At 53.9% G+C, this 22,730-nt stretch carries 21 protein-coding genes and 1 other RNA gene; 11 read left to right on the forward strand and 11 right to left on the reverse strand.

The window, feature by feature from the left end:
• Nucleotides 1–12 precede the first annotated feature (12 nt).
• Nucleotides 13–1,344 carry an SLC5/6 family protein gene (locus ACR42C_RS19790; RefSeq protein WP_022649483.1) on the reverse strand — a complete coding sequence of 444 codons (1,332 nt, stop codon included), beginning with the start codon at nucleotides 1,342–1,344 and terminating at the stop codon, nucleotides 13–15.
• Nucleotides 1,345–1,694: 350 nt separating this feature from the next.
• On the opposite strand from ACR42C_RS19790, the gene ACR42C_RS19795 reads away from it, so the two are divergent.
• Genes ACR42C_RS19795 through ACR42C_RS19805 form a run of 3 tightly spaced genes read left to right on the forward strand, consistent with a single transcriptional unit; the run spans nucleotide 1,695 to nucleotide 2,971 of the window.
• Complete coding sequence (locus ACR42C_RS19795) at nucleotides 1,695–2,144, forward strand: STM2901 family protein (protein ID WP_010435901.1); 450 nt, start codon at nucleotides 1,695–1,697, stop codon at nucleotides 2,142–2,144.
• A 2-nt stretch (nucleotides 2,145–2,146) separates the two neighbouring features.
• Entirely contained in the window at nucleotides 2,147–2,464 is a 318-nt protein-coding gene (locus ACR42C_RS19800; protein ID WP_080328283.1) for a DUF1493 family protein, read from the forward strand.
• A gap of 21 nt (nucleotides 2,465–2,485) precedes the next feature.
• Complete coding sequence (locus ACR42C_RS19805; protein WP_010435904.1) at nucleotides 2,486–2,971, forward strand: Hcp family type VI secretion system effector; 486 nt, start codon at nucleotides 2,486–2,488, stop codon at nucleotides 2,969–2,971.
• A 75-nt stretch (nucleotides 2,972–3,046) separates the two neighbouring features.
• Here the strand turns inward: ACR42C_RS19805 and ACR42C_RS19810 are convergent, their stop codons facing one another.
• From ACR42C_RS19810 to garL, 9 genes are all read right to left on the reverse strand, one after another.
• Nucleotides 3,047–3,457, reverse strand: coding sequence for a Spy/CpxP family protein refolding chaperone (locus tag ACR42C_RS19810; RefSeq protein WP_320720946.1), 411 nt, complete (start codon nucleotides 3,455–3,457; stop codon nucleotides 3,047–3,049).
• A gap of 148 nt (nucleotides 3,458–3,605) precedes the next feature.
• On the reverse strand, nucleotides 3,606–5,900 hold the full coding sequence (gene pflB / locus ACR42C_RS19815) for a formate C-acetyltransferase (protein ID WP_320720945.1): 2,295 nt from the start codon (nucleotides 5,898–5,900) through the stop codon (nucleotides 3,606–3,608).
• A gap of 15 nt (nucleotides 5,901–5,915) precedes the next feature.
• A complete protein-coding gene (gene tdcD / locus ACR42C_RS19820; RefSeq protein ID WP_479985210.1) occupies nucleotides 5,916–7,124 on the reverse strand; it encodes a propionate kinase in 1,209 nt (402 codons plus the stop codon).
• Nucleotides 7,125–7,154: 30 nt separating this feature from the next.
• On the reverse strand, nucleotides 7,155–8,486 hold the full coding sequence (tdcC, locus tag ACR42C_RS19825; RefSeq protein WP_116342210.1) for a threonine/serine transporter TdcC: 1,332 nt from the start codon (nucleotides 8,484–8,486) through the stop codon (nucleotides 7,155–7,157).
• Between the two features lie 9 nt (nucleotides 8,487–8,495).
• Nucleotides 8,496–9,485, reverse strand: a complete 990-nt coding sequence (tdcB, locus tag ACR42C_RS19830) for a bifunctional threonine ammonia-lyase/L-serine ammonia-lyase TdcB (RefSeq protein ID WP_096217841.1) — start codon at nucleotides 9,483–9,485, stop codon at nucleotides 8,496–8,498.
• Nucleotides 9,486–9,581: 96 nt separating this feature from the next.
• On the reverse strand, nucleotides 9,582–10,502 hold the full coding sequence (tdcA, locus tag ACR42C_RS19835; protein WP_163329732.1) for a transcriptional regulator TdcA: 921 nt from the start codon (nucleotides 10,500–10,502) through the stop codon (nucleotides 9,582–9,584).
• A 686-nt stretch (nucleotides 10,503–11,188) separates the two neighbouring features.
• Nucleotides 11,189–11,565: RNase P RNA component class A (gene rnpB / locus ACR42C_RS19840), an RNA gene on the reverse strand.
• A 59-nt stretch (nucleotides 11,566–11,624) separates the two neighbouring features.
• Nucleotides 11,625–12,515 carry a 2-hydroxy-3-oxopropionate reductase gene (gene garR, locus ACR42C_RS19845; RefSeq protein ID WP_116342215.1) on the reverse strand — a complete coding sequence of 297 codons (891 nt, stop codon included), beginning with the start codon at nucleotides 12,513–12,515 and terminating at the stop codon, nucleotides 11,625–11,627.
• A 21-nt stretch (nucleotides 12,516–12,536) separates the two neighbouring features.
• Nucleotides 12,537–13,307, reverse strand: coding sequence for a 2-dehydro-3-deoxyglucarate aldolase (garL, locus tag ACR42C_RS19850; RefSeq protein ID WP_116342217.1), 771 nt, complete (start codon nucleotides 13,305–13,307; stop codon nucleotides 12,537–12,539).
• Nucleotides 13,308–13,665: 358 nt separating this feature from the next.
• Here garL and garD point away from each other — a divergent pair, with 358 nt between their 5' ends.
• The 8 genes from garD (at nucleotide 13,666) to ACR42C_RS19890 (ending at nucleotide 21,700) form a co-directional block, all read left to right on the forward strand.
• Nucleotides 13,666–15,237, forward strand: a complete 1,572-nt coding sequence (garD, locus tag ACR42C_RS19855) for a galactarate dehydratase (protein ID WP_316379873.1) — start codon at nucleotides 13,666–13,668, stop codon at nucleotides 15,235–15,237.
• A gap of 176 nt (nucleotides 15,238–15,413) precedes the next feature.
• Nucleotides 15,414–16,268 (forward strand): tagatose bisphosphate family class II aldolase, encoded by an 855-nt coding sequence (locus tag ACR42C_RS19860; RefSeq protein ID WP_116342223.1) that lies wholly within the window; start codon nucleotides 15,414–15,416, stop codon nucleotides 16,266–16,268.
• A 20-nt stretch (nucleotides 16,269–16,288) separates the two neighbouring features.
• The gene (gene gatZ, locus ACR42C_RS19865) at nucleotides 16,289–17,560 is read left to right on the forward strand and encodes a tagatose-bisphosphate aldolase subunit GatZ (protein ID WP_479984489.1); all 1,272 of its coding nucleotides are present in this window, start codon (nucleotides 16,289–16,291) and stop codon (nucleotides 17,558–17,560) included.
• Between the two features lie 13 nt (nucleotides 17,561–17,573).
• Nucleotides 17,574–18,041 (forward strand): PTS galactitol transporter subunit IIA, encoded by a 468-nt coding sequence (gene gatA / locus ACR42C_RS19870; protein ID WP_479984490.1) that lies wholly within the window; start codon nucleotides 17,574–17,576, stop codon nucleotides 18,039–18,041.
• Between the two features lie 27 nt (nucleotides 18,042–18,068).
• Nucleotides 18,069–18,353 carry a PTS galactitol transporter subunit IIB gene (gene gatB / locus ACR42C_RS19875; RefSeq protein WP_163329737.1) on the forward strand — a complete coding sequence of 95 codons (285 nt, stop codon included), beginning with the start codon at nucleotides 18,069–18,071 and terminating at the stop codon, nucleotides 18,351–18,353.
• A gap of 4 nt (nucleotides 18,354–18,357) precedes the next feature.
• Nucleotides 18,358–19,731, forward strand: coding sequence for a galactitol-specific PTS transporter subunit IIC (locus ACR42C_RS19880; RefSeq protein ID WP_316379872.1), 1,374 nt, complete (start codon nucleotides 18,358–18,360; stop codon nucleotides 19,729–19,731).
• 41 nt (nucleotides 19,732–19,772) lie between these two features.
• A complete protein-coding gene (gene gatD, locus ACR42C_RS19885; protein ID WP_479984491.1) occupies nucleotides 19,773–20,816 on the forward strand; it encodes a galactitol-1-phosphate 5-dehydrogenase in 1,044 nt (347 codons plus the stop codon).
• Between the two features lie 110 nt (nucleotides 20,817–20,926).
• The gene (locus tag ACR42C_RS19890) at nucleotides 20,927–21,700 is read left to right on the forward strand and encodes a DeoR/GlpR family DNA-binding transcription regulator (protein ID WP_163329740.1); all 774 of its coding nucleotides are present in this window, start codon (nucleotides 20,927–20,929) and stop codon (nucleotides 21,698–21,700) included.
• Between the two features lie 132 nt (nucleotides 21,701–21,832).
• Here the strand turns inward: ACR42C_RS19890 and rsmI are convergent, their stop codons facing one another.
• Nucleotides 21,833–22,696 (reverse strand): 16S rRNA (cytidine(1402)-2'-O)-methyltransferase, encoded by an 864-nt coding sequence (rsmI, locus tag ACR42C_RS19895; protein ID WP_316379871.1) that lies wholly within the window; start codon nucleotides 22,694–22,696, stop codon nucleotides 21,833–21,835.
• Nucleotides 22,697–22,730: the final 34 nt, after the last annotated feature.

Here is a 22,730-nt window from a genome sequence, read left to right on the forward strand (position 1 = left end):
CCTTAATTACCCTCAGGAGAATGCGAGGAAAGGAGAAACACAAAGCAGCAGTCCGGTGATGACGATTATCACCAGCGATACGCCTTTATACTTATGTAGGGCCGGGACCTTGTAGACCAGCCATGCAGGGATCAGGCAGCCCACCATGCCAAAGATAGGGCTACAGATGGAGGTGAAGCTCAGCACCGGCGCGTTTAACACGATCGCGCTCCAGGCCAGCAGGATAGCGAACAGCATAATCCCGCGCTGGACGGCATTTTCATTGATTTTTTCTGCCGGCATTTTGCGGCGCAGGATGTTCATGACGATCCCCTGCGTGGCCTCGCGGAAGCCGAGGTAGACGCCGAAAAACGCGGTCATCACAGCAAAAATATTGAGGATCACGCTGACGATTTTGACCCAGCCCGCGCCGTCGCCGCTGATAAACTGCGCCGCAATCGCCAGAGCCGAAATGTTCTGCTCGTAGGCTTTGACCGCCTCGTCATGCCCCATCGCTAGCGTAAAGGAGACGGCGTAGAAAAAGACCGTCACAAACAGCACGCCAAAGGCAATATTCATCGCCCGCAGCGCTTTATGGCGCGCCACCTCAACGGACTTTTCCCGTGAACGATACGAAATCACCATCGGGCTTAAGGTCTGAATAAACAGAATGGAAGTTAAGGTAAACGGCAGCGTGATGATGGCGTTTTTAATCAGCAGCCCCATCGGCGGCAGCATGCCCACGTTGGCTAAATGCCAGAGTCCAATCATCGAAAGACCCAGCGCGGCAACCACGAATAATTTGGTCAGCACCATCAGGCTGGAAACTTTAAACAGCAGCTTTTCACCGCGCGACGAAATAGCGACCAGAATGCAGATCAGGAATAAGCCGTAAAACGGGTTTTCCGAGAGCAAACCGTCGGTCACGCCGAAGGTATGCAAATACGAGGCGCTGTCGTTGGTGATAGCCGTGGAATAGACGAACATCCAGATCACCAGCATCACGAAATAGAGCGCGCCTAATAAGATGCCCCAGTTTTTACCTAAATAACCGCTAATCACGCTCGGGTAGTCTTTACATTCCGGGGATTCCGCCAGCGTATTAATAAATAATCGCTGGAAGAGGTACATGGCCGGATAACCAATAATCGACGAAAGTAAAAAGACCCACAGCCCCATTAATCCCACCTGAACCGGGAGAAAAACAATCCCCGCGCCGATAGCCATCCCGATACTCATAATGACCCAGCCCGTGTCGGTGCTGTCGAATTTAATCGCCTCTCGCCACTCGCTTTCGCTCATTCCCGCCCGCCTTGCCGCAGGGGAATCACTCACAATCACACTGCTGTTTGTTGCCATATTCATGGGGCACTCGCTTATTTTGTAGGGTAAACAGTTGTTTTTATTAGGTTCCGATCGCCAGCGATTGCGATTCAGATGGTTGCAGGTGTGTGTTATTGGTGTGGAAAGATCATATCCGGAGCGCGGGAGAAAAAGGTCACAACCTTTATAAGGATTTATCAAGATCATGAGTAAAACATTCCATAAAATCCTAAAAAGAAGATAAAATTTTCTAAATGTGATGCGCATCAAAAAATTACATCATCCTGAAACGAGAATATTTCGGAATTTATAAAGATAAACGCCCTACTCTCAGCCCTTTGTTTTTTATAGGATGACATTTCAGCAAACAACGCAAAGACTATGGTTATACTATGGACACCGTTGAAGAACTCAATGGAACATACTTTTATAAAGGTGTATGTAACATCTCCGCATCTGAGTTATTTTTTTGGATTTTTTTGGATGCCACCGATGAACAGTTCGGCGGATTAAAGGATGCAGTAATGATGGCCACTATGATTCTTGGTTTACCTATACTTGAAACCAGAACAAAGCCAGAAACGGCTACAATAGGCACATCTGTGGCATCTAAGTACCTGCGAGATCTACTGAATGTACAGCTACCACACCGACTACCTACAATTACACTTGCAAGCTTTAAATACAGAAAACCAATGTATACCAAAAACTTAGGTGCGTTCATTGGCCGATGGATACCTGCACTAGGGATAACCATACTTGCTGCAGATGTTGCAATGATAAGTTACAAAACGCTTTCAAGATATAATACGATTGCTCACCCAAAAGACCGGATTTGGTGAAGATGAACAGTGAAGCTGATGTTTTAAAATTCTTCAGGGATAATTTACCAGAACAAGGCACATTTACGGGTAAACGGATTCCCCTCGGGATAGATGATGTTTTACAGGATTACACGGATCTGGATGATATCGTATATGCCATTGAGCGATTCGAAAAAAAGTATCTTATTGAAGTTAACACTGGAAATTATTTCCCCTGGACTCAAACCTGGTTTTTCAGGAAATGGTTTACTAAAGAACCGGTTAAGCAAATATCAAAGCCATTGACGGTAAGAATGTTTGCCGAAGCGGTAAAAGCAGGAAAATGGATACACGATTGATTTATAGAAGGAGTTTTTATCATGGCCGTACCTGTTCACATTTGGTTCTATGACGACGGTGGCTCACTCATTAAAGGTTCATGTGATGTTCAGGATCGTGAAGGGAGTGTTGAAATTAGAGGTTTAACCCATAATTTGAGTATTCCAACCGATCCACTCTCCGGAAGATTAACCGGAACGAGGAAACACGCGCCTTTCCTGTTCGAGAAGGAAATTGATAGCTCATCTCCTTATCTTTATAAGGCGGTAGCGACAGGGCAAAACCTTAAGAAAGTTGAAATTAGATATTACCGAATTAATGACGCAGGTTGGGAGGTTGAATACTTTAGAACTGAGCTGGAAGGTGTGAAAGTTGTCTCTATCTCCCCTATTGTTAACGATACACGTAACTGCCCTGGTACTGGCCACCTTGAATCTGTTCAATTGCGCTACGAAAAAGCGACCTGGACCTATTGCGACGGGAATATTCAGTTTGCTGATGCATGGAATGAACGTGCGTCGGCATGATGTTTAGAATTCATTCTCACAGAATCTAATTAAAGCGATTCTGTGAGGTCTCATTTTAAATGATTGATTCCTGAATCACTCTGCCAGCGCGTTAGCCATATCGGTTCTAATCTGCTTACGCTGTTCCGGCGTCAATACCTGGCTGACGTCGAAGTAATATTTCACGCGGTAATAACGGGTCTGCTCTTCAATTTTGCTAAAGGCGGAAAGCTGGCTTTTCACCGTGCTTTCGTCCCACTTACCCGCCTGGAACATGTCGATCAGCGCGCCGTCCTTCACGCCCGTCATCGGGATCTTGCTGACATTTTGTTCCAGCTGCTTATGCAGATCGTCAATCTTCTTAACCTGCTCATTGCTGAGCTTCAGGTGCTGTACCAGCGGATCCTGCGATGGAGACGGGGCTGCCTCAACGTTCGCGGCCTGCGCCGTAAAACTGCACACTGCCAGCGAGGCGGCGACCAGCGCAATACGGGTCATTTTCATCATCTTACTGTCCTTACATTCTGTTATAGGAAAAAGCAGGAGCATTGTTTTTCAAGAGCGGATGAATATGTGTGAGTAATTATATAAACAATTTTGTATGTTTAGCGGGCAAAAAAATGCCCCCTACGTTGAGGGGGCATGAGAACTCATTTTAGATAGATTGGGTAAACGTTCGCGAAATCACATCCTGCTGCTGCTCCCGCGTCAGGGCGTTAAACCGCACCGCATACCCTGAAACGCGGATCGTCAGGTTCGGGTAATTCTCAGGATGCGCAATGGCATCAAGGAGCATTTCCCGGTTCATGACGTTGACGTTCAGGTGCTGCCCGCCCTCAATGGACGCTTCATGATGGAAATACCCGTCCAGCAGCCCGACCAGGTTGGTTTTACGCACCAGCTCGTCCTTGCCCAGCGCCTGCGGCACGATGGAGAAGGTGTAGGAGATCCCATCTTTTGCATATGTGAACGGCAGTTTGGCCACCGACGTTAGCGAGGCCACCGCCCCTTTTCTGTCGCGACCGTGCATCGGGTTCGCGCCAGGCGCAAACGGCGTGCCGCCGCGGCGTCCGTCCGGCGTGTTGCCGGTCTTCTGGCCGTAGACCACGTTGGAGGTGATGGTCAGGATCGACTGGGTCGGCACCGCGTTACGGTAGGTTGGCAGCGCCTGAATTTTCTTCATAAAGCGCTCCACCAGGTCGCAGGCGATGCTGTCCACGCGATCGTCGTTGTTGCCATACTGCGGGTAGTCCCCTTCTATCACGAAATCGACCGCCAGACCGGTGTGGTCGCGCACCGGCTTCACCGTGGCGTATTTAATGGCCGAGAGAGAATCCGCCGCCACCGACAGCCCGGCAATGCCGCAGGCCATGGTGCGATAGACGTCCCGGTCGTGCAGCGCCATCAGCGAGGCTTCGTAGCTATACTTGTCGTGCATGTAGTGAATGAGATTCAGGGCGCTGATGTACTGCACCGCCAGCCAGTCCATAAAGTGATCGAGGCTCGCCATCACGGTGTCGTAATCCAGCACGTCGCCCAGCAGCGGCTCGGTTTTCGGGCCGACCTGAATCTTGAGTTTTTCGTCCACTCCGCCGTTGATCGCGTAAAGCAGCGTTTTGGCGAGGTTGGCGCGCGCGCCAAAGAACTGCATCTGCTTGCCGATCACCATCGGGCTGACGCAACAGGCAATGGCGTAGTCGTCGCTGTTGAAGTCCGCACGCATCAGATCGTCGTTCTCGTACTGCAGCGAAGAGGTGACGATCGACACCTGCGCGGCGTATTTCTTGAACGCGATCGGCAGCTGTTCTGACCAGAGGATCGTCAGGTTCGGCTCCGGCGCAGGCCCCATGGTGTGTAGCGTGTGCAGATAGCGGAAGCTGTTTTTGGTCACCAGCGTGCGGCCGTCCAACCCCATGCCGCCGATCACTTCCGTCGCCCAGATCGGATCGCCGGAGAAGAGGGTGTCGAACTCCGGCGTGCGCAGGAAGCGCACCATGCGGATCTTCATGATGAAGTGGTCGATAAGCTCCTGGGCCTGGACTTCATTCAGCCGCCCTGCCTGCATATCGCGTTCGATGTAGATATCGAGGAACGAGGCCGTGCGCCCCAGCGACATCGCCCCACCGTTCTGGGATTTTACCGCGGCAAGGTAGGCAAAATAGACCCACTGCACCGCTTCCTGGGCGTTCATCGCCGGACGTGAGATATCAAAGCCGTAGTTCGCCGCCATCTGCTGGATCTGCAGCAGCGCGCGCTTGTGCTCCGCCAGCTCTTCACGCAGGCGGATCGTCGCCTCCAGGTCTTCACCGCGCTCCAGCCTGCCCTGCAGATCGGCAAACTGCAGCTCACGCTCGCGCACCAGATAAGCGATCCCGTACAGCGCCACGCGACGATAGTCGCCGATGATGCGTCCGCGCCCGTAGCCGTCCGGCAGACCGGTCAGCACGCCGGATTTACGGCAGCGCATCATCTCCGGCGAATAGACGTCAAACACGCCCTGGTTGTGGGTTTTGCGCAGGTCGGTAAACAGGTATTCGAACTGCGGATCCATCTCCCGACCGTAGGCTTCGAACGAGCTGCGGATCATATTGATCCCACCGTAAGGGTGCAGCGCACGCTTAAGCGGCTTATCGGTTTGCAGACCGACGATCGTCTCCAGATCCTGGTCGATATAGCCAGGCCCGTGGGCCGTAATGGTGGTGGCAATGTTGGTGTCAAAATCCACCGGGGCATGGGTGGCATTCTCCTGGCGAATGCCGACCATTACCTTCTGCCACAACGCCGTCGTTGCTGGCGTCGCCTGCGCGAGGAAAGCTTCATCGCCTTCATAAGGGGTGTAGTTATGCTGAATAAAATCGCGGACGTTAACGGCGTTTTTCCATTCTTCACCGCGAAACCCGGCCCATGCGTCGCTGTAGGGCGCGACGCCCGTATCGATAGTTACTTTCATGTGATTCTCGCTTTATCAGGCGTAAGCCGCGGCCGGAGTAACCTTCCCAAGACGGAGAGCGTCCAGCGCGATCATTTTTTCTTCGTTGGTAGGGACAACCGCGCAGACTACACGGGAGGTATCGGTGCTGATGATGCGCTCACCCGCGCTGCCCGGCAGGGCGTTTTTGGCGTCGTCGAGGTGGATGCCGAACACGTTCAAATGTTCCGCCACCAGCGCGCGGACGAGCGTCGAGTTTTCGCCAATGCCGCCGGTAAAGATCACTCCGTCCAGGCGGTGCAGAGACGCGGCGTGACCGGCAATATGCCGCGCAATGCGGTGAACAAAGGTGTGTATTGCCAGTTGCGCCCGCTCATTGCCTTCGTGCCAGGCTTTCTCCAGCGCGCGTAGATCAGAGGAGATGCCGGATATCCCCAGCAATCCGGACTCTTTGTTGACCACGCGCTCCAGGTCCTCTAAGGACTGGCCGGTCTGCTGGGCAATCCACGCCATCGCGCCGAAGTCCACGTCGCCGCAGCGCGTACCCATCACCAGCCCTTCCAGCGGCGTCATCCCCATAGAAGTGTCGACGCTTTCGCCGTTGCGCACCGCACAGATGGACGCCCCGTTGCCAAGATGGGCGATCACCAGGCCGCTGTCATCGGGGGACAGCCCGAGAAGCGTATGCGCCTGCCCGGCCACGTAGCGGTGAGAGGTGCCGTGGAAGCCGTAACGGCGCACGCCCAGCTCTTCAAAATAGCGGTACGGCAATCCGTACAGATACGCCTGCGGCGGCAGCGTCTGGTGGAAGCTGGTGTCAAACACTGCCACCTGCTGCACGCCGGGGAACAGGCGCTCTGCGGCTTCCACGCCGCTCAGGTTGGCGTAGTTATGCAGTGGCGCCAGCGGGGAGACCTGGCGGATCTGCGCGATCACCTCTTCCGTGATCAGGGTCGACTCGCTGAAGAGGTCGCCGCCGTGCGCAATGCGGTGGCCAATCAAGGCCACGCTGCTCATCAGGTCGCGTTTCTCCAGCTCCAGGGCGATGGCAGCCAGCGCCCCTTCGTAGTCCTGGTGAGCCAGTCTGGCCGGCTCACCCCCGTTCACGGAAATAAAGGCCTTCCCGGTGTTGATACCGTCAGCAATGCCCGTCATCAGGGCATCGCAGCTTGCTGCATCCAGCACCGAAAACTTAACAGAGGACGATCCGCAGTTAATAACCAGTACTACCGGAAACTCAATCATCATATGACTCCGCTCTTCCTGAGCTTTGGGTTAGAACAGTTTGTAAACGATATTCAAAATGGTCAGCAGGCCCACAACCGTGACGAAGATGTTCTCGGGTTTGCCCTTATATTTCGCCATGGCTGGCGCTTTGCGGATGGCGTACATCGGCAGCAGGCACAGCAGAGAGGCGATAATCGGCGCCCCCATGGCTTCGATAAGGTCGAGAATGTTCGGGTTGGCGTACGCCACAACCCAGGTGGAGCCCATGATGAACACCATGCTGATGGTGTTCAGCTTGCCAACAGAGACTTTCTTCTTATCGCCCTTGTAGCCAAACTTGAGGATCAGGCCGTTCAGCCCTTCCAGGGTGCCCAGGTAGTGGCCGAAGAAAGATTTGAAGATCGCGACCAGCGCGATGATGGAGGCACCGTATTCCAGTACCGTCGCGAACGTCGATTTGGTTCCGGACATCGAGGCAAAATGGTTCGCCAGGTAGGAGAGCACCGGAATGTTCTGCGCCTTGGCGTCCGCCATATTCTGCGGAGAGAGCGTAAACAGGCAGCTAAAGGCGAAGAACATCACCACGGCCACCATCAGCAGGCTGGCGCGACCGATGATTCTGGAACATTTCTGCTCTGTGAACTCTTTGCCGAACTCCGGTTCGTACTCTTCGCGCTTTGAGACCACGAACGAGGAGACGATAGGCGAGAAGTTAAAGGAGAAGACCATGATGGAGATACCCAGCCACACCGTGACCAGAATGCCGTCATGACCGGTGAAGGCGATATCGCTCAGGTTGACCTGGTCGATTACCGCCGAGTTCCAGTACGGGATCAGCGACAGGGAAATCAGCACCAGGCTGGCGATAAACGGGAACACCAGGAAGCTCATGACCTTCACCATCAGGTCTTTACCAAACCAGATAACAAAGGCCATCAGCAGCAGCAGGAACAGCGCGACAAAGCCACGGTTCAGCGCGGGCAGCTGGAGCTGGTTTTCCCAGAAGGTCATAAAGGTGTTGGTAATGGTGACGCCGTAAATCCACAGCAGCGGGCAAATGGCGAAGAAGTAGAGGAAAGTGATCACCACCCCGCCGGTCTTCCCAAAGTGCTCTTCCACCGTTTCGGTGATGTTGCCGGAAACGTTGCTGCCGGACAGACACAAACGCGCCAGCGCGCGGTGGCAGTAAAACGCAATCGGGAACGCGAGAACCAGCATCAGCAAAATGGGGATCAATCCACCAAAGCCTGCGCGAATGGGGAAGAACAGCACGCCCGCGCCAATGGCGGTACCAAACAGGCCAAGCGTCCAGGTAGTATCAGACTTACGCCAGGAGGACGTTTTGGACTGGCCAACGATAATGCTTTCTGTGTTGCTCATAGGTCACCTTTATGCGTCAACGAAGCCGGTAATTTGGGAAACGCGGGAGAGATCGATATTGCCGCCGGAAATAATGCAGACGGTTTTACGGCCCTGAATATAGTGGTCAAGCTTACCGCTTAATAATGCCGCGCAGGCCAGCGCACCGGCGCCTTCCGTCACCACTTTATTTCGCTGAATAAGAGCAATCATGCTGTTGCGAATATCGTCTTCGCTCACCAGTACAATGTCGTCGACCAGTTCACGAACAATTTCGAAGGTTAATTTACCCGGACGAGACACATCGCAGCCGTCAGCTAACGTGCCGGTAACGCGATGGTTGGTTATTTCTCCGGCCTGATACGATGCGGCCATTCCGTGAACGTTTTCAGACTGTACGCCGATAATATTAATGGTCGGGTTGATGGATTTAATCGCCGTGGCAATCCCGGCAATTAATCCGCCGCCGCCGATAGGGACAATCACGTTATCCACGTCGTACAAATCTTCGAGGATTTCCAGGCCGATGGTGCCCTGGCCGGCGATCACTTTCGGATCGTCATAAGGCGGGATAAAAATGCGCCCTTCCATCTCGACGATTTCGCTCACTTTGGCGATGGTGTCGTTGAAGTTTTCGCCGTGCAGCACCACCTCTGCCGAGTAGTCGCGCGTCGCAGCGACTTTGGATTTCGGTGCGCCCATTGGCATCACCACTTTGCCGTCGATACCGAGCATCGCACAGGAGAGCGACACCCCCTGCGCGTGGTTTCCCGCCGAGCAGGCGACAACGCCTTTGCGTTTTTCAGCGTCGGTCAGCGAGCTTAACTTGTTAAACGCGCCGCGAATTTTAAACGAGCCGGTACGCTGCATGTTTTCAAACTTGAGGAATATCTCACCTTTACACCGTTCGCTGAGATAATTTGAGCGCGGCATGCCGGTTTTATAGATTTTTCCTGCCAGTCGCTTTCTGGCATCCTGTATATCTTCAATGGTTACCGGGAGATCGTAAGTAATGTGCATAATGTCCTCGTTATAATAATTCATTGTTTTCAGGCAAAGTCAGGGTATCAGAGCGTTAAAAAGCGGCGCCCCGGGTATTTTAAAGCGTAATTATTTTTATCGTCGTCTTTCGATATTCATCGACGAATATTGTTTTGCCAGCTCAACTAATACTGACGCCGATTTTTTAATCCTGTAATTTTTTGACCATACGGCGGCATAACGCGCCACGGGTAATTCATCTTCCACTGGCAGCACAATAAACTGGTCCGAGCCGAAAGGCGCAATCATATCGCGCGGAATCACCGTGAGATAATCGGCATTCAGGACAAGGTTATAAATGGTGACGACGGAATCGGTCTGGACGATGTTTTCAATGCTGATGTGGTTGTCTTGCAGGGTGGTCAGGAGTTCTTTGTAGTAGCCCATATCGGTTTGCGGCATCACCCACTGCTCGTGCGTGAGCGATGCCAATGTCGTCGGGCCGGTGCACGTTCGTGATTTACTGGCGACCAGCACAAACTCGGACTCGAACAGCGGCTCGACGTGCAGATCCTGCAGCAGCATTTCATCACTCAGCGTGCCGATGGCAAAATCCAGCCGACCGTCGCGAATGGCCGGAAGAAAAGAGGAGAGCTGGGCTTCATACATGGATACGCGTGCTTTCGGGAACACTTCCCTGAATTTTTTGATCATCCCGGACAGGAAGGTGAAACCAATCAGCGACGGATAGCCAAAGGAGACGTCCATGACGGTGCTAAAACTGAGGCTGTTAATCTCGCTCACCATGTTTTTCATCTCGCGGGTGATCGACTCAGAGTACGAGAGCAGAACCTGGCCCGCGGCAGTGAGTTTTACGCCGGTGTTTTTACGTACCATCACTTCCACGCCGAAGTAGGACTCAATATCGCTGATGATTTTGCTGACGGCGGGCTGCGTCAGGCCCAGCTGTCTTGCTGCAGAACCTATGGAGCCACTTTTAATGACTTCCTGAAATACCACGAGGTGCTGTGTTTTCGGTAGAATAATAGTGTTCATAATATTCTGCGCTTATTTCCCTATGACGGGGTGGATTCTACTCAATAATGTTTCAAGGGGTATGTGCTGTTACTCACAATTTGCTTTTCCACACTATTCACATGAATAATCAAAACCCTAAAAAGACTTTACTAACAATGAGATGAACGCATTAAGGCAGACCATTACGCTGATATTGATCAACAAAAACAGGAGTAATAAATTTATTTTATGGCAATAACCTTGATAAATTTTCCTGCATTAAAAAAATCAATAAAGACGATCTTTCAGGCAATTAAAGGCCAATAAATAACCGTTATTCAGTTGAAACATTCTTTCAAATTATCAAAATCTGCAGAGGCTTTTTGGCCAGCTTTTGATAAAGAGTGGAACAGGTCACACATTCACAGCCTGAATGTTTTTGATTTCAATATATCCATATCAACCAGGAAAACATTCAGGATCATACAGATAACAATCATAACAAATTGACAATACTGTAAATTCACTGTTTTTCAGCGTGAAATTTTGTGATGGCGATCATCTGCAGATTCAGGATAAACATTGAAGGGATAAAAACAGTGAAATGTGCTTAATGTCGCAAATATGAGAATTGATGTCGTTTGCCCGGTGCCGGTTGCCGCTTCGCTTACCCTGACCTACAACCACAGAAAGCAAAAACCCCGCCGAAGCGGGGTTTCCTGAGAAGTTGAAGCTGACCGATAAGCCGGGTTCTGTCGTGGACAGTCATTCATCTAGGCCAGCAATCGCTCACTGGCTCAAGCAGCCTACCCGGGTTCAGTACGGGCCGTACCATGTGAACCCCTATTTGGCCTTGCTCCGGGTGGAGTTTACCGTGCCACGGACTGTTACCAGCCGCGCGGTGCGCTCTTACCGCACCCTTTCACCCTTACCTGATCCCGCTTGCGCGGGCCATCGGCGGTTTGCTCTCTGTTGCACTGGTCGTGGGTTTCCCCCCCAGGCGTTACCTGGCACCCTGCCCTGTGGAGCCCGGACTTTCCTCCCCTCCGCCCGTCTCCCCCGAAAGGGACGACGACGAAGCGGCGACTGTCTGGTCAGCTTCGGCGCGCAGTATAGTGGGTTTGCGCGCCGCTGTCACCCTCAGGTGCGGGTAAGATGCTATTAACGCGCCACTTCCACCTTCGCCAGTTTTTCGTAGTAGCACGCAATCGCGCTGTGATCGGCCGTGCCCAGGCCATCGGCACGCAGCGCCTGCATCATCTCCATGACCGCAGCGGTCAGCGGCAGCTGCGCACCCACGCCGTGAGAGGTGTCCAGGGCGTTCGCCAGATCTTTAATGTGCAGGTCGATGCGGAATCCCGGCTTGAAGTTACGGTCCATCACCATCGGCGCTTTGGCATCCAGCACGGTACTGCCCGCCAGGCCGCCGCGAATAGCCTGATAGACCAGATCCGGATTGACGCCCGCTTTGGTTGCCAGCGTCAGCGCTTCAGACATGGCGGCAATGTTCAGCGCCACAATCACCTGATTCGCCAGCTTGGTGACGTTGCCCGCACCAATATCTCCGGTATGCACCACGGATCCCGCCATCGCTTTCATCAGGTCATAGTATTTGTCGAACACGGCTTTATCGCCGCCCACCATCACCGAAAGGGTGCCGTCGATGGCTTTCGGCTCGCCGCCGCTGACGGGCGCATCCAGCATGTCGACGCCCTTCGCTTTTAACGCCTCGCTGATTTCACGGCTGGCAAGCGGGGCGATAGAGCTCATATCAATCAGCACCAGGCCGGGCTTCGCCCCCTCGATGATGCCGTTCTCCCCCAGCGCAACCTCTTTGACGTGCGGGGAGTTTGGCAGCATGGTGATGATGACATCGCACTGCTCGGCAATGGCTTTAGCGGTGGTGGCCGTTTCCGCACCCGCCGCCATCACCTCCGCCACAGACTGCGAATTATGATCGGATACCACCAGTGAGTAACCCGCTTTGATGAGGTTCTTACTCATTGGTTTACCCATGATCCCAAGACCAATAAAACCCACTTTCAGCGTCATAATCTGTTTCCTCAATGATGGTTATTTTTTAAAAGCGTCCGCTAATTTCTGCGTCGCTGAGCGGAACACGCCGAGGTCGCTGCCGACGGCAACAAAGGTGGCCCCCCACTCCAGGTAGCGACGGGCATCTGCCTCAACCGGCGCCAGAATGCCGCACGGTTTACCGTGCGCTTTGGCGCGGGCAAAGATGTGCTGGATTGCGCGCTGCACGTCAGGATGGCTGGCGTTACCCAGATGACCAAAGGCGGCAGCCAGATCGCTTGGGCCGACAAAGATACCGTCCACGCCGTTTGTGGCTGCAATCGCGTCGAGGTTATCAACGCCCTGCTGGCTCTCGATCTGAACCAGAATGGTGATGTTGTTATTGGACTGAGCGAAGTAGTCCTTAACGGTGCCAAACATGTTGGCGCGGTGCGAAACGGAAACGCCGCGGATCCCTTCCGGCGGATAGCGCGTTGAGGCCACGGCCAGCGCCGCCTGTTCTTCCGTTTCCACAAACGGGATCAGGAAATTGTAGAAACCGATATCCAGCAGGCGCTTGATAATCACCGGATCGTTAGTTGGCACACGCACTACCGGGGCGCTGGGGCTGCCTTTCAGCGCCATCAGCTGCGGAATAAAGGTGCTGATATCGTTCGGCGCATGTTCGCCGTCCAGCACCAGCCAGTCGAACCCGGCCAGGCCCAGCACTTCGGTGCTGATGGGGTTTGCCAGCGCGGACCAGCAGCCAATCTGAATCTGGTGCGCCGCAAGAGCCGCTTTAAACGTATTCGGGAAGATATCGTTATTCATCTCATATACCTTTTTAATTCCGCAGTTTTAGCCCGTATTATTCATTTCGAAACAGATTCTTTTTATATTTATTTCTCTGACTGAATGTTGGCGCAATAAAATCGTCATTCAGTATAATCGGCTCTGTGTGGCAGCACATTGTCTTAATGCTCAAGTATCACGCTGCATCTCAACGCTATTTTGAGCATACGCACAAAGCAGTGGGCGCTAATGCACAGAATCAAGGATTAGTCCGCCTGAAACGATCGCGATCACATTTTCACTTTTCCCGTCCTGACATGCTTTATTTCTTCGATAAGAAAACGATTATCCAGGAGCTATATTTCATAGCTGAAACTTTACCGGAGAAAAGTGAATAATGGCCGATATTGCAATTAGAGAGGCATCGCCGACGGCGTTTTATATTAAGGTTCACGATACGGATAACGTGGCGATTATTGTCAACGACAATGGCTTAAAAGCAGGCACCCGCTTCCCGGACGGGCTTGAGCTGATTGAGCACATTCCGCAGGGACACAAGGTCGCGCTGGTCGATATTCCTGCCCACGGTGCAATCGTCCGTTACGGTGAAGTCATAGGCTATGCGGTACGCGCTATCCCGCAGGGTAGCTGGATTGAGGAGTCGCTGGTTGAACTGCCCAAAGCACCGCCTCTGAATACCTTGCCGCTGTCTACCCGCGTTCCTGAACCGCTTCCTCCGCTGGAGGGCTATACCTTCGAAGGATACCGCAACGCGGACGGCAGCGTGGGAACCAAAAACCTGCTCGGCATTACCACCAGCGTGCACTGCGTGGCGGGCGTGGTGGATTACGTAGTGAAAATCATTGAGCGCGATCTGCTGCCGAAGTACCCGAACGTCGACGGCGTGGTGGGTCTTAACCACCTGTACGGCTGCGGTGTGGCGATCAACGCGCCAGCGGCGGTCGTGCCGATCCGTACCATTCACAATATCGCCCTTAACCCGAACTTTGGCGGCGAGGTGATGGTGATTGGTCTCGGGTGTGAAAAATTGCAGCCAGAGCGCCTGCTGCAGGGCACCGAAGATGTCAAAGCCATCCCGGCTGACGAGGCCAGCATCGTGCGCCTGCAGGACGAACGCCACGTTGGCTTCCGTTCGATGGTCGACGATATTCTTCAGGTGGCGGAGCGTCATCTGGACAAACTCAACCGCCGCCAGCGCGAAACGTGCCCGGCATCGGAACTGGTGGTGGGCACTCAGTGCGGCGGCAGCGATGCCTTCTCTGGCGTGACGGCTAACCCGGCGGTGGGCTATGCGTCCGATCTGCTGGTGCGCTGCGGCGCCACGGTGATGTTCTCCGAAGTCACCGAAGTGCGTGACGCCATTCATCTCCTTACGCCGCGCGCCGTTAATGAAGAGGTGGGGAAACGCCTGCTCGAGGAGATGGCCTGGTACGATAGCTATCTCGATATGGGCAAAACGGACCGCAGCGCCAACCCCTCTCCGGGCAACAAGAAAGGCGGTCTGGCAAACGTGGTGGAAAAAGCCCTCGGTTCGATAGCTAAATCCGGCCAGAGCGCGATTGTGGAAGTGCTCTCTCCGGGCCAGCGGCCAACCAGGCGCGGTCTGATCTATGCGGCTACGCCTGCCAGCGATTTTGTTTGCGGCACCCAGCAGGTGGCGTCCGGCATTACGGTACAGGTCTTTACCACCGGGCGCGGTACGCCGTACGGCCTGATGGCGGTCCCGGTGATCAAGATGGCGACCCGCACCGAGCTGGCAAACCGCTGGTATGACTTAATGGACATCAATGCGGGCACCATTGCCACCGGGGAAGAGAGTATTGAAGACGTGGGCTGGAAACTGTTCCACTTTATTCTGGACGTGGCAAGCGGGCGGAAGAAAACGTTCTCGGACCAGTGGGGGCTGCATAATCAGCTGGCGGTGTTTAACCCGGCGCCAGTGACGTGAGTTTGCTGTAAACCTCGCTTAGCATGGCTTCGGCCATGCTTTTTTTTTCTTTCATTTCTTTCGCATTCTTATCTTTCGTTTCGATTCTTTCATTTTTAAGATACCAATCACAAAATAACATTCCGAAACCCTATACTCTCTTTCGCATAAACAAAACGAAAGGTTTCGGAGGAAAGATGTTCATCATCTCGTCGAAAGCGATGCTGTTAAAAGCACAGCGCGAAGGGTACGCCGTACCGGCATTCAATATTCATAATCTCGAAACGCTGCAGGTGGTCGTTGAAACGGCCTCTGAGATGCGCTCCCCTCTGATCGTCGCGGGTACGCCAGGTACGTTTAGCTATGCCGGAACCGGGAACGTGGTCGCCATCGCCAGCGATCTGGCCAAAACGTATAACCAGCCACTGGCGATCCACCTCGATCATCACGAAGATTTCGACGATATCGCGCAGAAAGTACAGAGAGGGGTCCGCTCTGCAATGATCGACGGCTCTCATCATCCGTTCACTGAAAACGTGGCGCTGGTGAAGAGAGTGACAGACTACTGCCACCGCTACGACGTTAGCGTGGAGGCTGAACTTGGCCGTCTTGGCGGTCAGGAGGATGACCTGGTCGTCGACAGCAAAGACGCGCTTTACACCAACCCGCAACAGGCACGCGAATTTGTTGAATTAACGGGTATCGACTCATTGGCCGTCGCCATCGGTACCGCGCACGGCCTCTACACTGCCACGCCGAAACTTGATTTTGAACGTCTGGCAGAGATCCGCAATCAGGTCGATATCCCGCTGGTGCTGCACGGCGCTTCAGGTTTATCTACGGCCGATATCCGTCAGGCCATTCGCCTCGGTATCTGCAAGGTCAACGTTGCCACAGAACTCAAAATCGCCTTCTCGAATGCGCTGAAAACCTATCTCGCTTCACATCCCGAAACCAGTGACCCGCGACATTACATGGTGCCCGCCAAACGTGCCATGAAAGAGGTGGTGCGCAAAGTCATTAACGATTGTGGTTGTGAAGGAAAACTCTAAAGTCCTGACCCGGAGGAAATGTGAAAGATATTATTGCCCGCCATAAGGCGGGAGAGCATCTCGGTATTTGTTCTGTCTGTTCAGCGCACCCGCTGGTTATCGAAGCCGCACTGCGGTTCGATCTGCATACCGACAACAAGGTACTGATTGAGGCCACCTCAAATCAGGTGAACCAGTTCGGCGGGTACACCGGTATGAAACCCGCTGATTTCCGAGATTTTGTTCTGAAGATTGCTAAAGAGGTGGGCTTTCCGCATGAACGTTTGATCCTGGGTGGCGATCATCTGGGGCCAAACTGCTGGCAAAACGAACCCGCAGACGCGGCGATGGAGAAATCCATCGCATTGATCAAAGCCTATGTTGCGGCAGGGTTTAGCAAGATCCACCTGGACGCCTCCATGTCCTGTGCTGACGATCCTGTCCCACTCCCGCCAGGGGTGGTGGCACAGCGTGCTGCCCGACTGTGCAAAGCGGCAGAAGAGACGGCCACTGAAGAACAAAAAGCGGCGCTAACCTACGTGATTGGTACTGAGGTTCCCGTTCCAGGCGGTGAAGCCAGCAGTATTAGCAGCGTGCATGTTACCCGTGTGGAAGATGCCGCGCAGACGCTGAAAACGCATCGTGAGGCCTTTGCCGCGCTCGCTCTGGACGAGGCTATGACGCGTGTGATTGCGATAGTCGTGCAACCCGGCGTGGAGTTCGACCATACGCAAATTATTCACTACCAGCCGCACGCGGCAGAGGCGCTTTCCGGCTGGATCCGCCAGACACCCATGGTCTATGAGGCACATTCAACGGACTACCAGACTCGTCAGGCCTATCGCGCTTTGGTTCGCGATCACTTCGCGATCCTGAAAGTCGGCCCGGCGCTTACCTTTGCCCTGCGAGAAGCCATTTTTGCCCTCGCACAAATGGAGAAGGCCCTCATCGCCCCTGAGCAACGCAGCCATGTCCTGGACGTGATCGACGAAGTGATGCTGAACGAGCCGGATTACTGGAAGAAGTACTACCGCCCCACCTGGAGCCAGGCAATGGTGGATATTCACTTTAGCCTGTCCGACCGCATTCGCTACTACTGGCCGCATCCGCGCATTCGCCAGAGCGTTGAGAAGTTAATCGCTAATCTGAGCGCAACCTCCTTGCCTCTGGGGCTGATCAGCCAGTTTATGCCCGTCCAGTTCGAACGATTGTCGATGAATGAGATCGCCGCAACACCGCAAAATCTCATCATCGACAAAATACAGGATGTATTACGCGCCTATCGATTTGGCTGCACCCCTGAACCCGTCTGATGCCGGAGAGTGTATGAGTCACATTTTTGTCCGTACCGGAATTGAGTTTGTAACCTGCCAGCAGGCGCTGGCGCATATTGGCGAGGAGATGCTGGCTAACGGTATTGTTCACGCCACCTACCCCGCCGCCCTTCTGGAAAGGGAGGTGAACTACCCCACCGGCATTGCTCTTGAACGCCATGCGGTCGCTATTCCGCACTGCGAAGCCATACATGCGAAACGCCCCGCGATTTACCTGATTCGCCCGGACAAACCGGTGCATTTTCAGCAGGCTGACGATGATGGAGAGGTCGCCGTCTCACTCATCATCGCGTTAATCGTTGAAAACCCTGCGGCTCAAATGAAATTGCTGCGCCGCCTTTTCAGTGAGCTACAAAACCCGGACACGCTGGACATGCTGCTGGCGGTACCCGCAGAGCGCCTGGCCGATCGTTTCCGGGAGACGATCCTTGAGCCTGTCGCCTGTGCCCAGGCTTCATAACATACTGATAATAAAAAGGAGTACCCTATGAAACGCAAAGTTATTGTTGCCTGCGGCGGTGCTGTCGCCACCTCAACCATGGCAGCAGAAGAGATCAAAGAGCTGTGTGAAGCCCACCACATTGAACTGGATCTGGTCCAGTGCCGGGTGACTGAAATCGAAACCTATATGGACGGCGCAGATCTAATTTGTACCACGGCGAAAGTTGACAGAGCCTTTGGCGACATCCCGGTGGTGCACGGCATGCCGTTTGTATCCGGCGTCGGCGTCGAAGCCCTGCAGCAAAAAATTCTGACCATCCTCGAGGGGTAAGATCATGTTTACCGAAATCATGCGGTATATTCTCGACCTCGGTCCCACCGTCATGCTGCCCATAGTCATCATCATCTTCTCGAAGCTTCTGGGGATGAAGCTGGGCGATTGCTTTAAATCCGGCCTGCATATTGGCATCGGCTTCGTCGGGATCGGGCTGGTTATCGGCCTGATGCTTGACTCCATCGGCCCGGCGGCCAAAGCGATGGCTGAGCAGTTCCAGATTAACCTGCACGTGGTGGACGTCGGCTGGCCGGGTTCATCCCCAATGACCTGGGCATCACAGATTGCACTTATTGCTATCCCTGTTGCCATTGGCGTTAACGTTGTCATGCTGGTGACGCGGATGACCCGGGTAGTAAACGTCGATATCTGGAACATCTGGCACATGACCTTCACCGGTGCGATGCTGCACCTGGCAACCGGCTCTTACTGGCTGGGGATCCTGGGCGTTGTGGTGCACGCAGCCTTTGTTTACAAGCTTGGAGACTGGTTTGCTAAGGACACCCGGGACTTTTTCGGTCTGGAAGGGATCGCCATCCCTCACGGCTCGTCAGCTTACCTTGGCCCGATCGCCGTTCTGGTCGATACGATTATCGACAAAATCCCAGGCGTGAAGCGTATTCATTTTAGCGCAGACGACGTGCAAAAACGTTTTGGCCCGTTTGGCGAACCGGTCACGGTTGGGTTTGTGATGGGACTGGCTATTGGCCTGCTGGCTGGCTACGACGCTAAATCGGTTCTCCAGCTGGCCGTTAAAACCGCCGCCGTGATGCTGCTGATGCCGCGCGTCATCAAACCCATCATGGATGGCCTGACGCCGATTGCTAAACATGCCCGTAAACGTCTGCAGGCGAAGTTTGGTGGGCAGGAGTTCTTGATCGGTCTCGATCCGGCGCTGCTGCTGGGCCATACGTCCGTCGTCTCCGCCAGCCTGATTTTCATCCCACTAACCATTTTGATTGCGGTTCTGGTGCCGGGCAACCAGGTGCTGCCGTTCGGTGACCTTGCCACCATCGGCTTCTTTGTGGCGATGGCGGTCGCGGTGCATCAGGGCAACTTGTTCCGCACGCTTATCTCTGGCGTCATCATCATGGGCATTACGCTGTGGATTGCGACCCAGACCATCGGCCTGCATACCCAGCTTGCGCAAAACGCTGGCGCGTTGAAAGCAGGCGGACTGGTGGCCTCCATGGACCAAGGCGGTTCACCCGTCACCTGGCTGCTCATCCAATTGTTCACCTGGCAAAACGTGGTGGGGTTCATCGTGATTGGCGCGATTTACTTCACCGGCGTCCTACTCACCTGGCGACGCGCCCGCGTATTTAACGCGGCAGAAAAGAACGTCGCTAGCCCGCAAAGCCAGACGATGTCTTGATATCCGGGGAGCCAAGCTCCCCCTCTTTTTCTGGAGTGAATATGAAATCAGTGGTAATTCACGCTGAGGGCAACGTGCGTGTTGAAGAACGTCCAATCCCTCAGATTCAGGCTGCGGATGATGTGCAGGTGCGCATTGCCTGCTCAGGATTATGTGGCTCCGATATCCCGCGAATTTTTGCCGGAGGGGCGCATTATTATCCCATCACCCTGGGACATGAATTTAGCGGTTATGTCGAAGCCTGTGGTACCGAAGTGCACGATCTCAAAGCAGGCGATCCGGTTGCCTGCGTGCCATTACTGCCCTGCTTTTCCTGTCCGGCATGTGAAAAAGGCTATTACTCGCTCTGCAAGCAGTATCAGTTTGTCGGATCTCGTAGCGAAGGCGGCAACGCGGAATATATCGTGGTGAAGCGCGCAAACCTGTTCCGCCTTCCAGCAGAGATGGCAATTGAGGATGGCGCTTTTATTGAACCCATAACCGTAGGGCTACACGCGTTTCATCTCGCTTCCGGCTGCGAGGGTAAGAACGTCATAATTGTCGGCGCAGGGACGATTGGCCTGCTGGCGATGCAGTGTGCGCTGGCATTGGGCGCCAACAGCGTAAGCGCGATCGATATCAACGACGATAAGCTCGCGCTGGCAACAGCGCTGGGGGCAACTCAGGTGTTTAATAGCCGAGCTCTGGGCGCAGACGACATCCTCAACGCCTTGAGCGACAACCCGTTTGATCAGTTGGTTCTGGAGACTGCTGGCACACCGCAAACCGTCACGCTCGCTATTGATATCGCCGGGCCGCGCGCCCAGGTCGCTCTGGTGGGTACGCTGCATCACGACCTGAACTTACCTGCGGCGACATTTGGGAAGATACTGCGTAAGGAGTTGACGCTTCTGGGAAGTTGGATGAATTATTCGGCCCCGTGGCCGGGTGAAGAATGGGAAACCGCAGCCCGCCTGCTCACAGAGAAAAAACTGCAGCTAAAGCCCCTTATTGCTCATACCGGCGATAGCGACAGCTTTGCTCAGGCCGTGCAAGGACTAAACGGTGCGCCTATGCAGGGCAAAATCATGCTGCGCTTCGCGTAGTGCTTCGAGCCAGCAACCTGAGCTGGCTCACATTTACTTTCGAATATTGTCATACACCTTTCGCATCCCTTCGATTAGAATAGAGGCAGTTAATTATCAGGCAATTCAATATGAACTCATTTGAGCGACGCAATAAAATCGTTGACCTCGTCAACGCTCAGGGCAGTGTCATGGTGCTGGATCTGTCAAATATGTTTGGCATTTCAGAAGTGACGATTCGAACAGATCTCCGCCTGCTGGAAGAAAAAGGATTGGTCACGCGTTTTCACGGTGGCGCAGCAAGACCCGGCAGCAGCCTGGCGGAAAGCGAAAATCAGGAAGTGGTACTGGAGGATCGTTATCAGCTGGCGAGCGACCCGAAAAAGCGGATCGCACAGGCTGCAGCATCCATGATTGAAGAAGGGATGACGATCATTCTCGATAGCGGTAGCACCACCATGCTCATCGCCGAAGCACTCACCAAAAAAGCCAACATCACCGTCATCACCAACAGCCTGCCTGCCGCGTTTGCCCTCTCGGAAAATAAAGATATTACGCTCGTGGTCTGTGGCGGTACCGTGCGCCATAAAACCCACTCTATGCATGGCACCATCGCCGAGCGCTCTCTGACCGGGATAAGCGCGGATCTGATGTTTGTCGGCGCGGACGGTATTGATGCCACCAACGGCATTACAACGTTCAATGAAGGCTATTCGATTAGCAGCGTGATGGCTGCCGCAGCGCATAAGGTGATTGCCGTGCTGGACGCCAGCAAGTTCAACCGCCGCGGGTTCAACCAGGTGTTGCCGATGGAAAAAATCGACTGTGTGATAACGGATGATGGGATCGGAAAGCACGAAAAAGAACTGTTGGGTAAAACGGGCACCGAGATCATTACGGTTTAGCGAAAGACGCAGATCGGCGGATGACCTGCGCAATTTTCTTTTCCGACATTTATTACGACATTTATTCCGACACTCTAAATTTTGTAGGCCGGGCAAGCGCAGCGCCGCCCGGCAAAAAAGGCGGAGTATGGATCACTCCCCCTGCTGCTCCAGCGCATGCTTATACAGCGCATTTTTCTTCACGCCGTGGATCTCCGCCGCTAATGCCGCCGCTTTCTTCAGCGGCAGTTCCGCCTGCAGCAGCGCCAGCGTGCGCAGCGCGTCGGCTGGCAAGGCATCCTCTTCCGCCTTATGCCCTTCGACAATCAGCACCATTTCGCCCTTGCGGCGGTTATCGTCTTCCTTCACCCACGCCAGCAGTTCACCCACCGGCGCACCGTGAATGGTTTCCCAGGTTTTGGTCAGCTCGCGCGCCAGCACCACGTAGCGACTCTCGCCCCAGACAGTGACCATATCTTCCAGGCTTTCCAGCAGACGGTGAGTGGATTCGTAGAAAATCAGGGTACGCGGCTCGGCCTCCAGTTCCTTTAACACATCGCGGCGGCCTTTGGATTTGGCGGGCAGGAAACCTTCATAGCAGAAGCGATCGGACGGCAGACCCGCCGCGCTCAAAGCAGCAATGGCGGCGCACGGCCCCGGCAGTGGCACAACGCGAATACCGGCTTCACGGCAGGTACGCACCAGGTGATAGCCAGGGTCGTTAATCAGCGGCGTACCGGCATCGGAGACCAGCGCAATGTTCTGCCCCTCTTTCAGCTTCGCCACCAGCGTTTCGGCTTTTTGTTGCTCATTGTGATCGTGCAGGGCAAACAATCGGGCGTTAATCGCGAAATGTTGCAGCAGTAAACCGGTGTGTCGGGTGTCTTCAGCCGCAATTAAATCAACAGTTTGCAATACAGTGAGGGCACGTTGGGTAATATCAGACAAATTCCCGATAGGAGTAGGTACAATATAAAGCTGGCCTTGAGAATTATCTGCCGTTTCGTGTTGTTTCATTGTTTAGTCCGTATTGCCGATTTAATATTGAGCA

The sequence above is a fragment of the Enterobacter sp. MG-EB028 genome, from assembly GCF_056673305.1.

What these genes read in the sequence shown, in the direction of transcription:
- garL (WP_116342217.1), bottom strand. Translation starts at nt 13,307, where the DNA reads ATGAATAACGATATCTTCCCGAATACGTTTAAAGCGGCTCTTGCGGCG.
- garD (WP_316379873.1), top strand. Translation starts at nt 13,666, where the DNA reads ATGGCCGATATTGCAATTAGAGAGGCATCGCCGACGGCGTTTTATATT.
- ACR42C_RS19810 (WP_320720946.1), bottom strand. Translation starts at nt 3,457, where the DNA reads ATGATGAAAATGACCCGTATTGCGCTGGTCGCCGCCTCGCTGGCAGTG.
- gatB (WP_163329737.1), top strand. Translation starts at nt 18,069, where the DNA reads ATGAAACGCAAAGTTATTGTTGCCTGCGGCGGTGCTGTCGCCACCTCA.
- rsmI (WP_316379871.1), bottom strand. Translation starts at nt 22,696, where the DNA reads ATGAAACAACACGAAACGGCAGATAATTCTCAAGGCCAGCTTTATATT.
- tdcC (WP_116342210.1), bottom strand. Translation starts at nt 8,486, where the DNA reads ATGAGCAACACAGAAAGCATTATCGTTGGCCAGTCCAAAACGTCCTCC.
- tdcA (WP_163329732.1), bottom strand. Translation starts at nt 10,502, where the DNA reads ATGAACACTATTATTCTACCGAAAACACAGCACCTCGTGGTATTTCAG.
- gatA (WP_479984490.1), top strand. Translation starts at nt 17,574, where the DNA reads ATGAGTCACATTTTTGTCCGTACCGGAATTGAGTTTGTAACCTGCCAG.
- gatD (WP_479984491.1), top strand. Translation starts at nt 19,773, where the DNA reads ATGAAATCAGTGGTAATTCACGCTGAGGGCAACGTGCGTGTTGAAGAA.
- ACR42C_RS19860 (WP_116342223.1), top strand. Translation starts at nt 15,414, where the DNA reads ATGTTCATCATCTCGTCGAAAGCGATGCTGTTAAAAGCACAGCGCGAA.
- ACR42C_RS19800 (WP_080328283.1), top strand. Translation starts at nt 2,147, where the DNA reads ATGAACAGTGAAGCTGATGTTTTAAAATTCTTCAGGGATAATTTACCA.
- tdcB (WP_096217841.1), bottom strand. Translation starts at nt 9,485, where the DNA reads ATGCACATTACTTACGATCTCCCGGTAACCATTGAAGATATACAGGAT.
- pflB (WP_320720945.1), bottom strand. Translation starts at nt 5,900, where the DNA reads ATGAAAGTAACTATCGATACGGGCGTCGCGCCCTACAGCGACGCATGG.
- ACR42C_RS19880 (WP_316379872.1), top strand. Translation starts at nt 18,358, where the DNA reads ATGTTTACCGAAATCATGCGGTATATTCTCGACCTCGGTCCCACCGTC.
- ACR42C_RS19790 (WP_022649483.1), bottom strand. Translation starts at nt 1,344, where the DNA reads ATGAATATGGCAACAAACAGCAGTGTGATTGTGAGTGATTCCCCTGCG.
- garR (WP_116342215.1), bottom strand. Translation starts at nt 12,515, where the DNA reads ATGACGCTGAAAGTGGGTTTTATTGGTCTTGGGATCATGGGTAAACCA.
- ACR42C_RS19805 (WP_010435904.1), top strand. Translation starts at nt 2,486, where the DNA reads ATGGCCGTACCTGTTCACATTTGGTTCTATGACGACGGTGGCTCACTC.
- ACR42C_RS19795 (WP_010435901.1), top strand. Translation starts at nt 1,695, where the DNA reads ATGGACACCGTTGAAGAACTCAATGGAACATACTTTTATAAAGGTGTA.
- ACR42C_RS19890 (WP_163329740.1), top strand. Translation starts at nt 20,927, where the DNA reads ATGAACTCATTTGAGCGACGCAATAAAATCGTTGACCTCGTCAACGCT.
- tdcD (WP_479985210.1), bottom strand. Translation starts at nt 7,124, where the DNA reads ATGATTGAGTTTCCGGTAGTACTGGTTATTAACTGCGGATCGTCCTCT.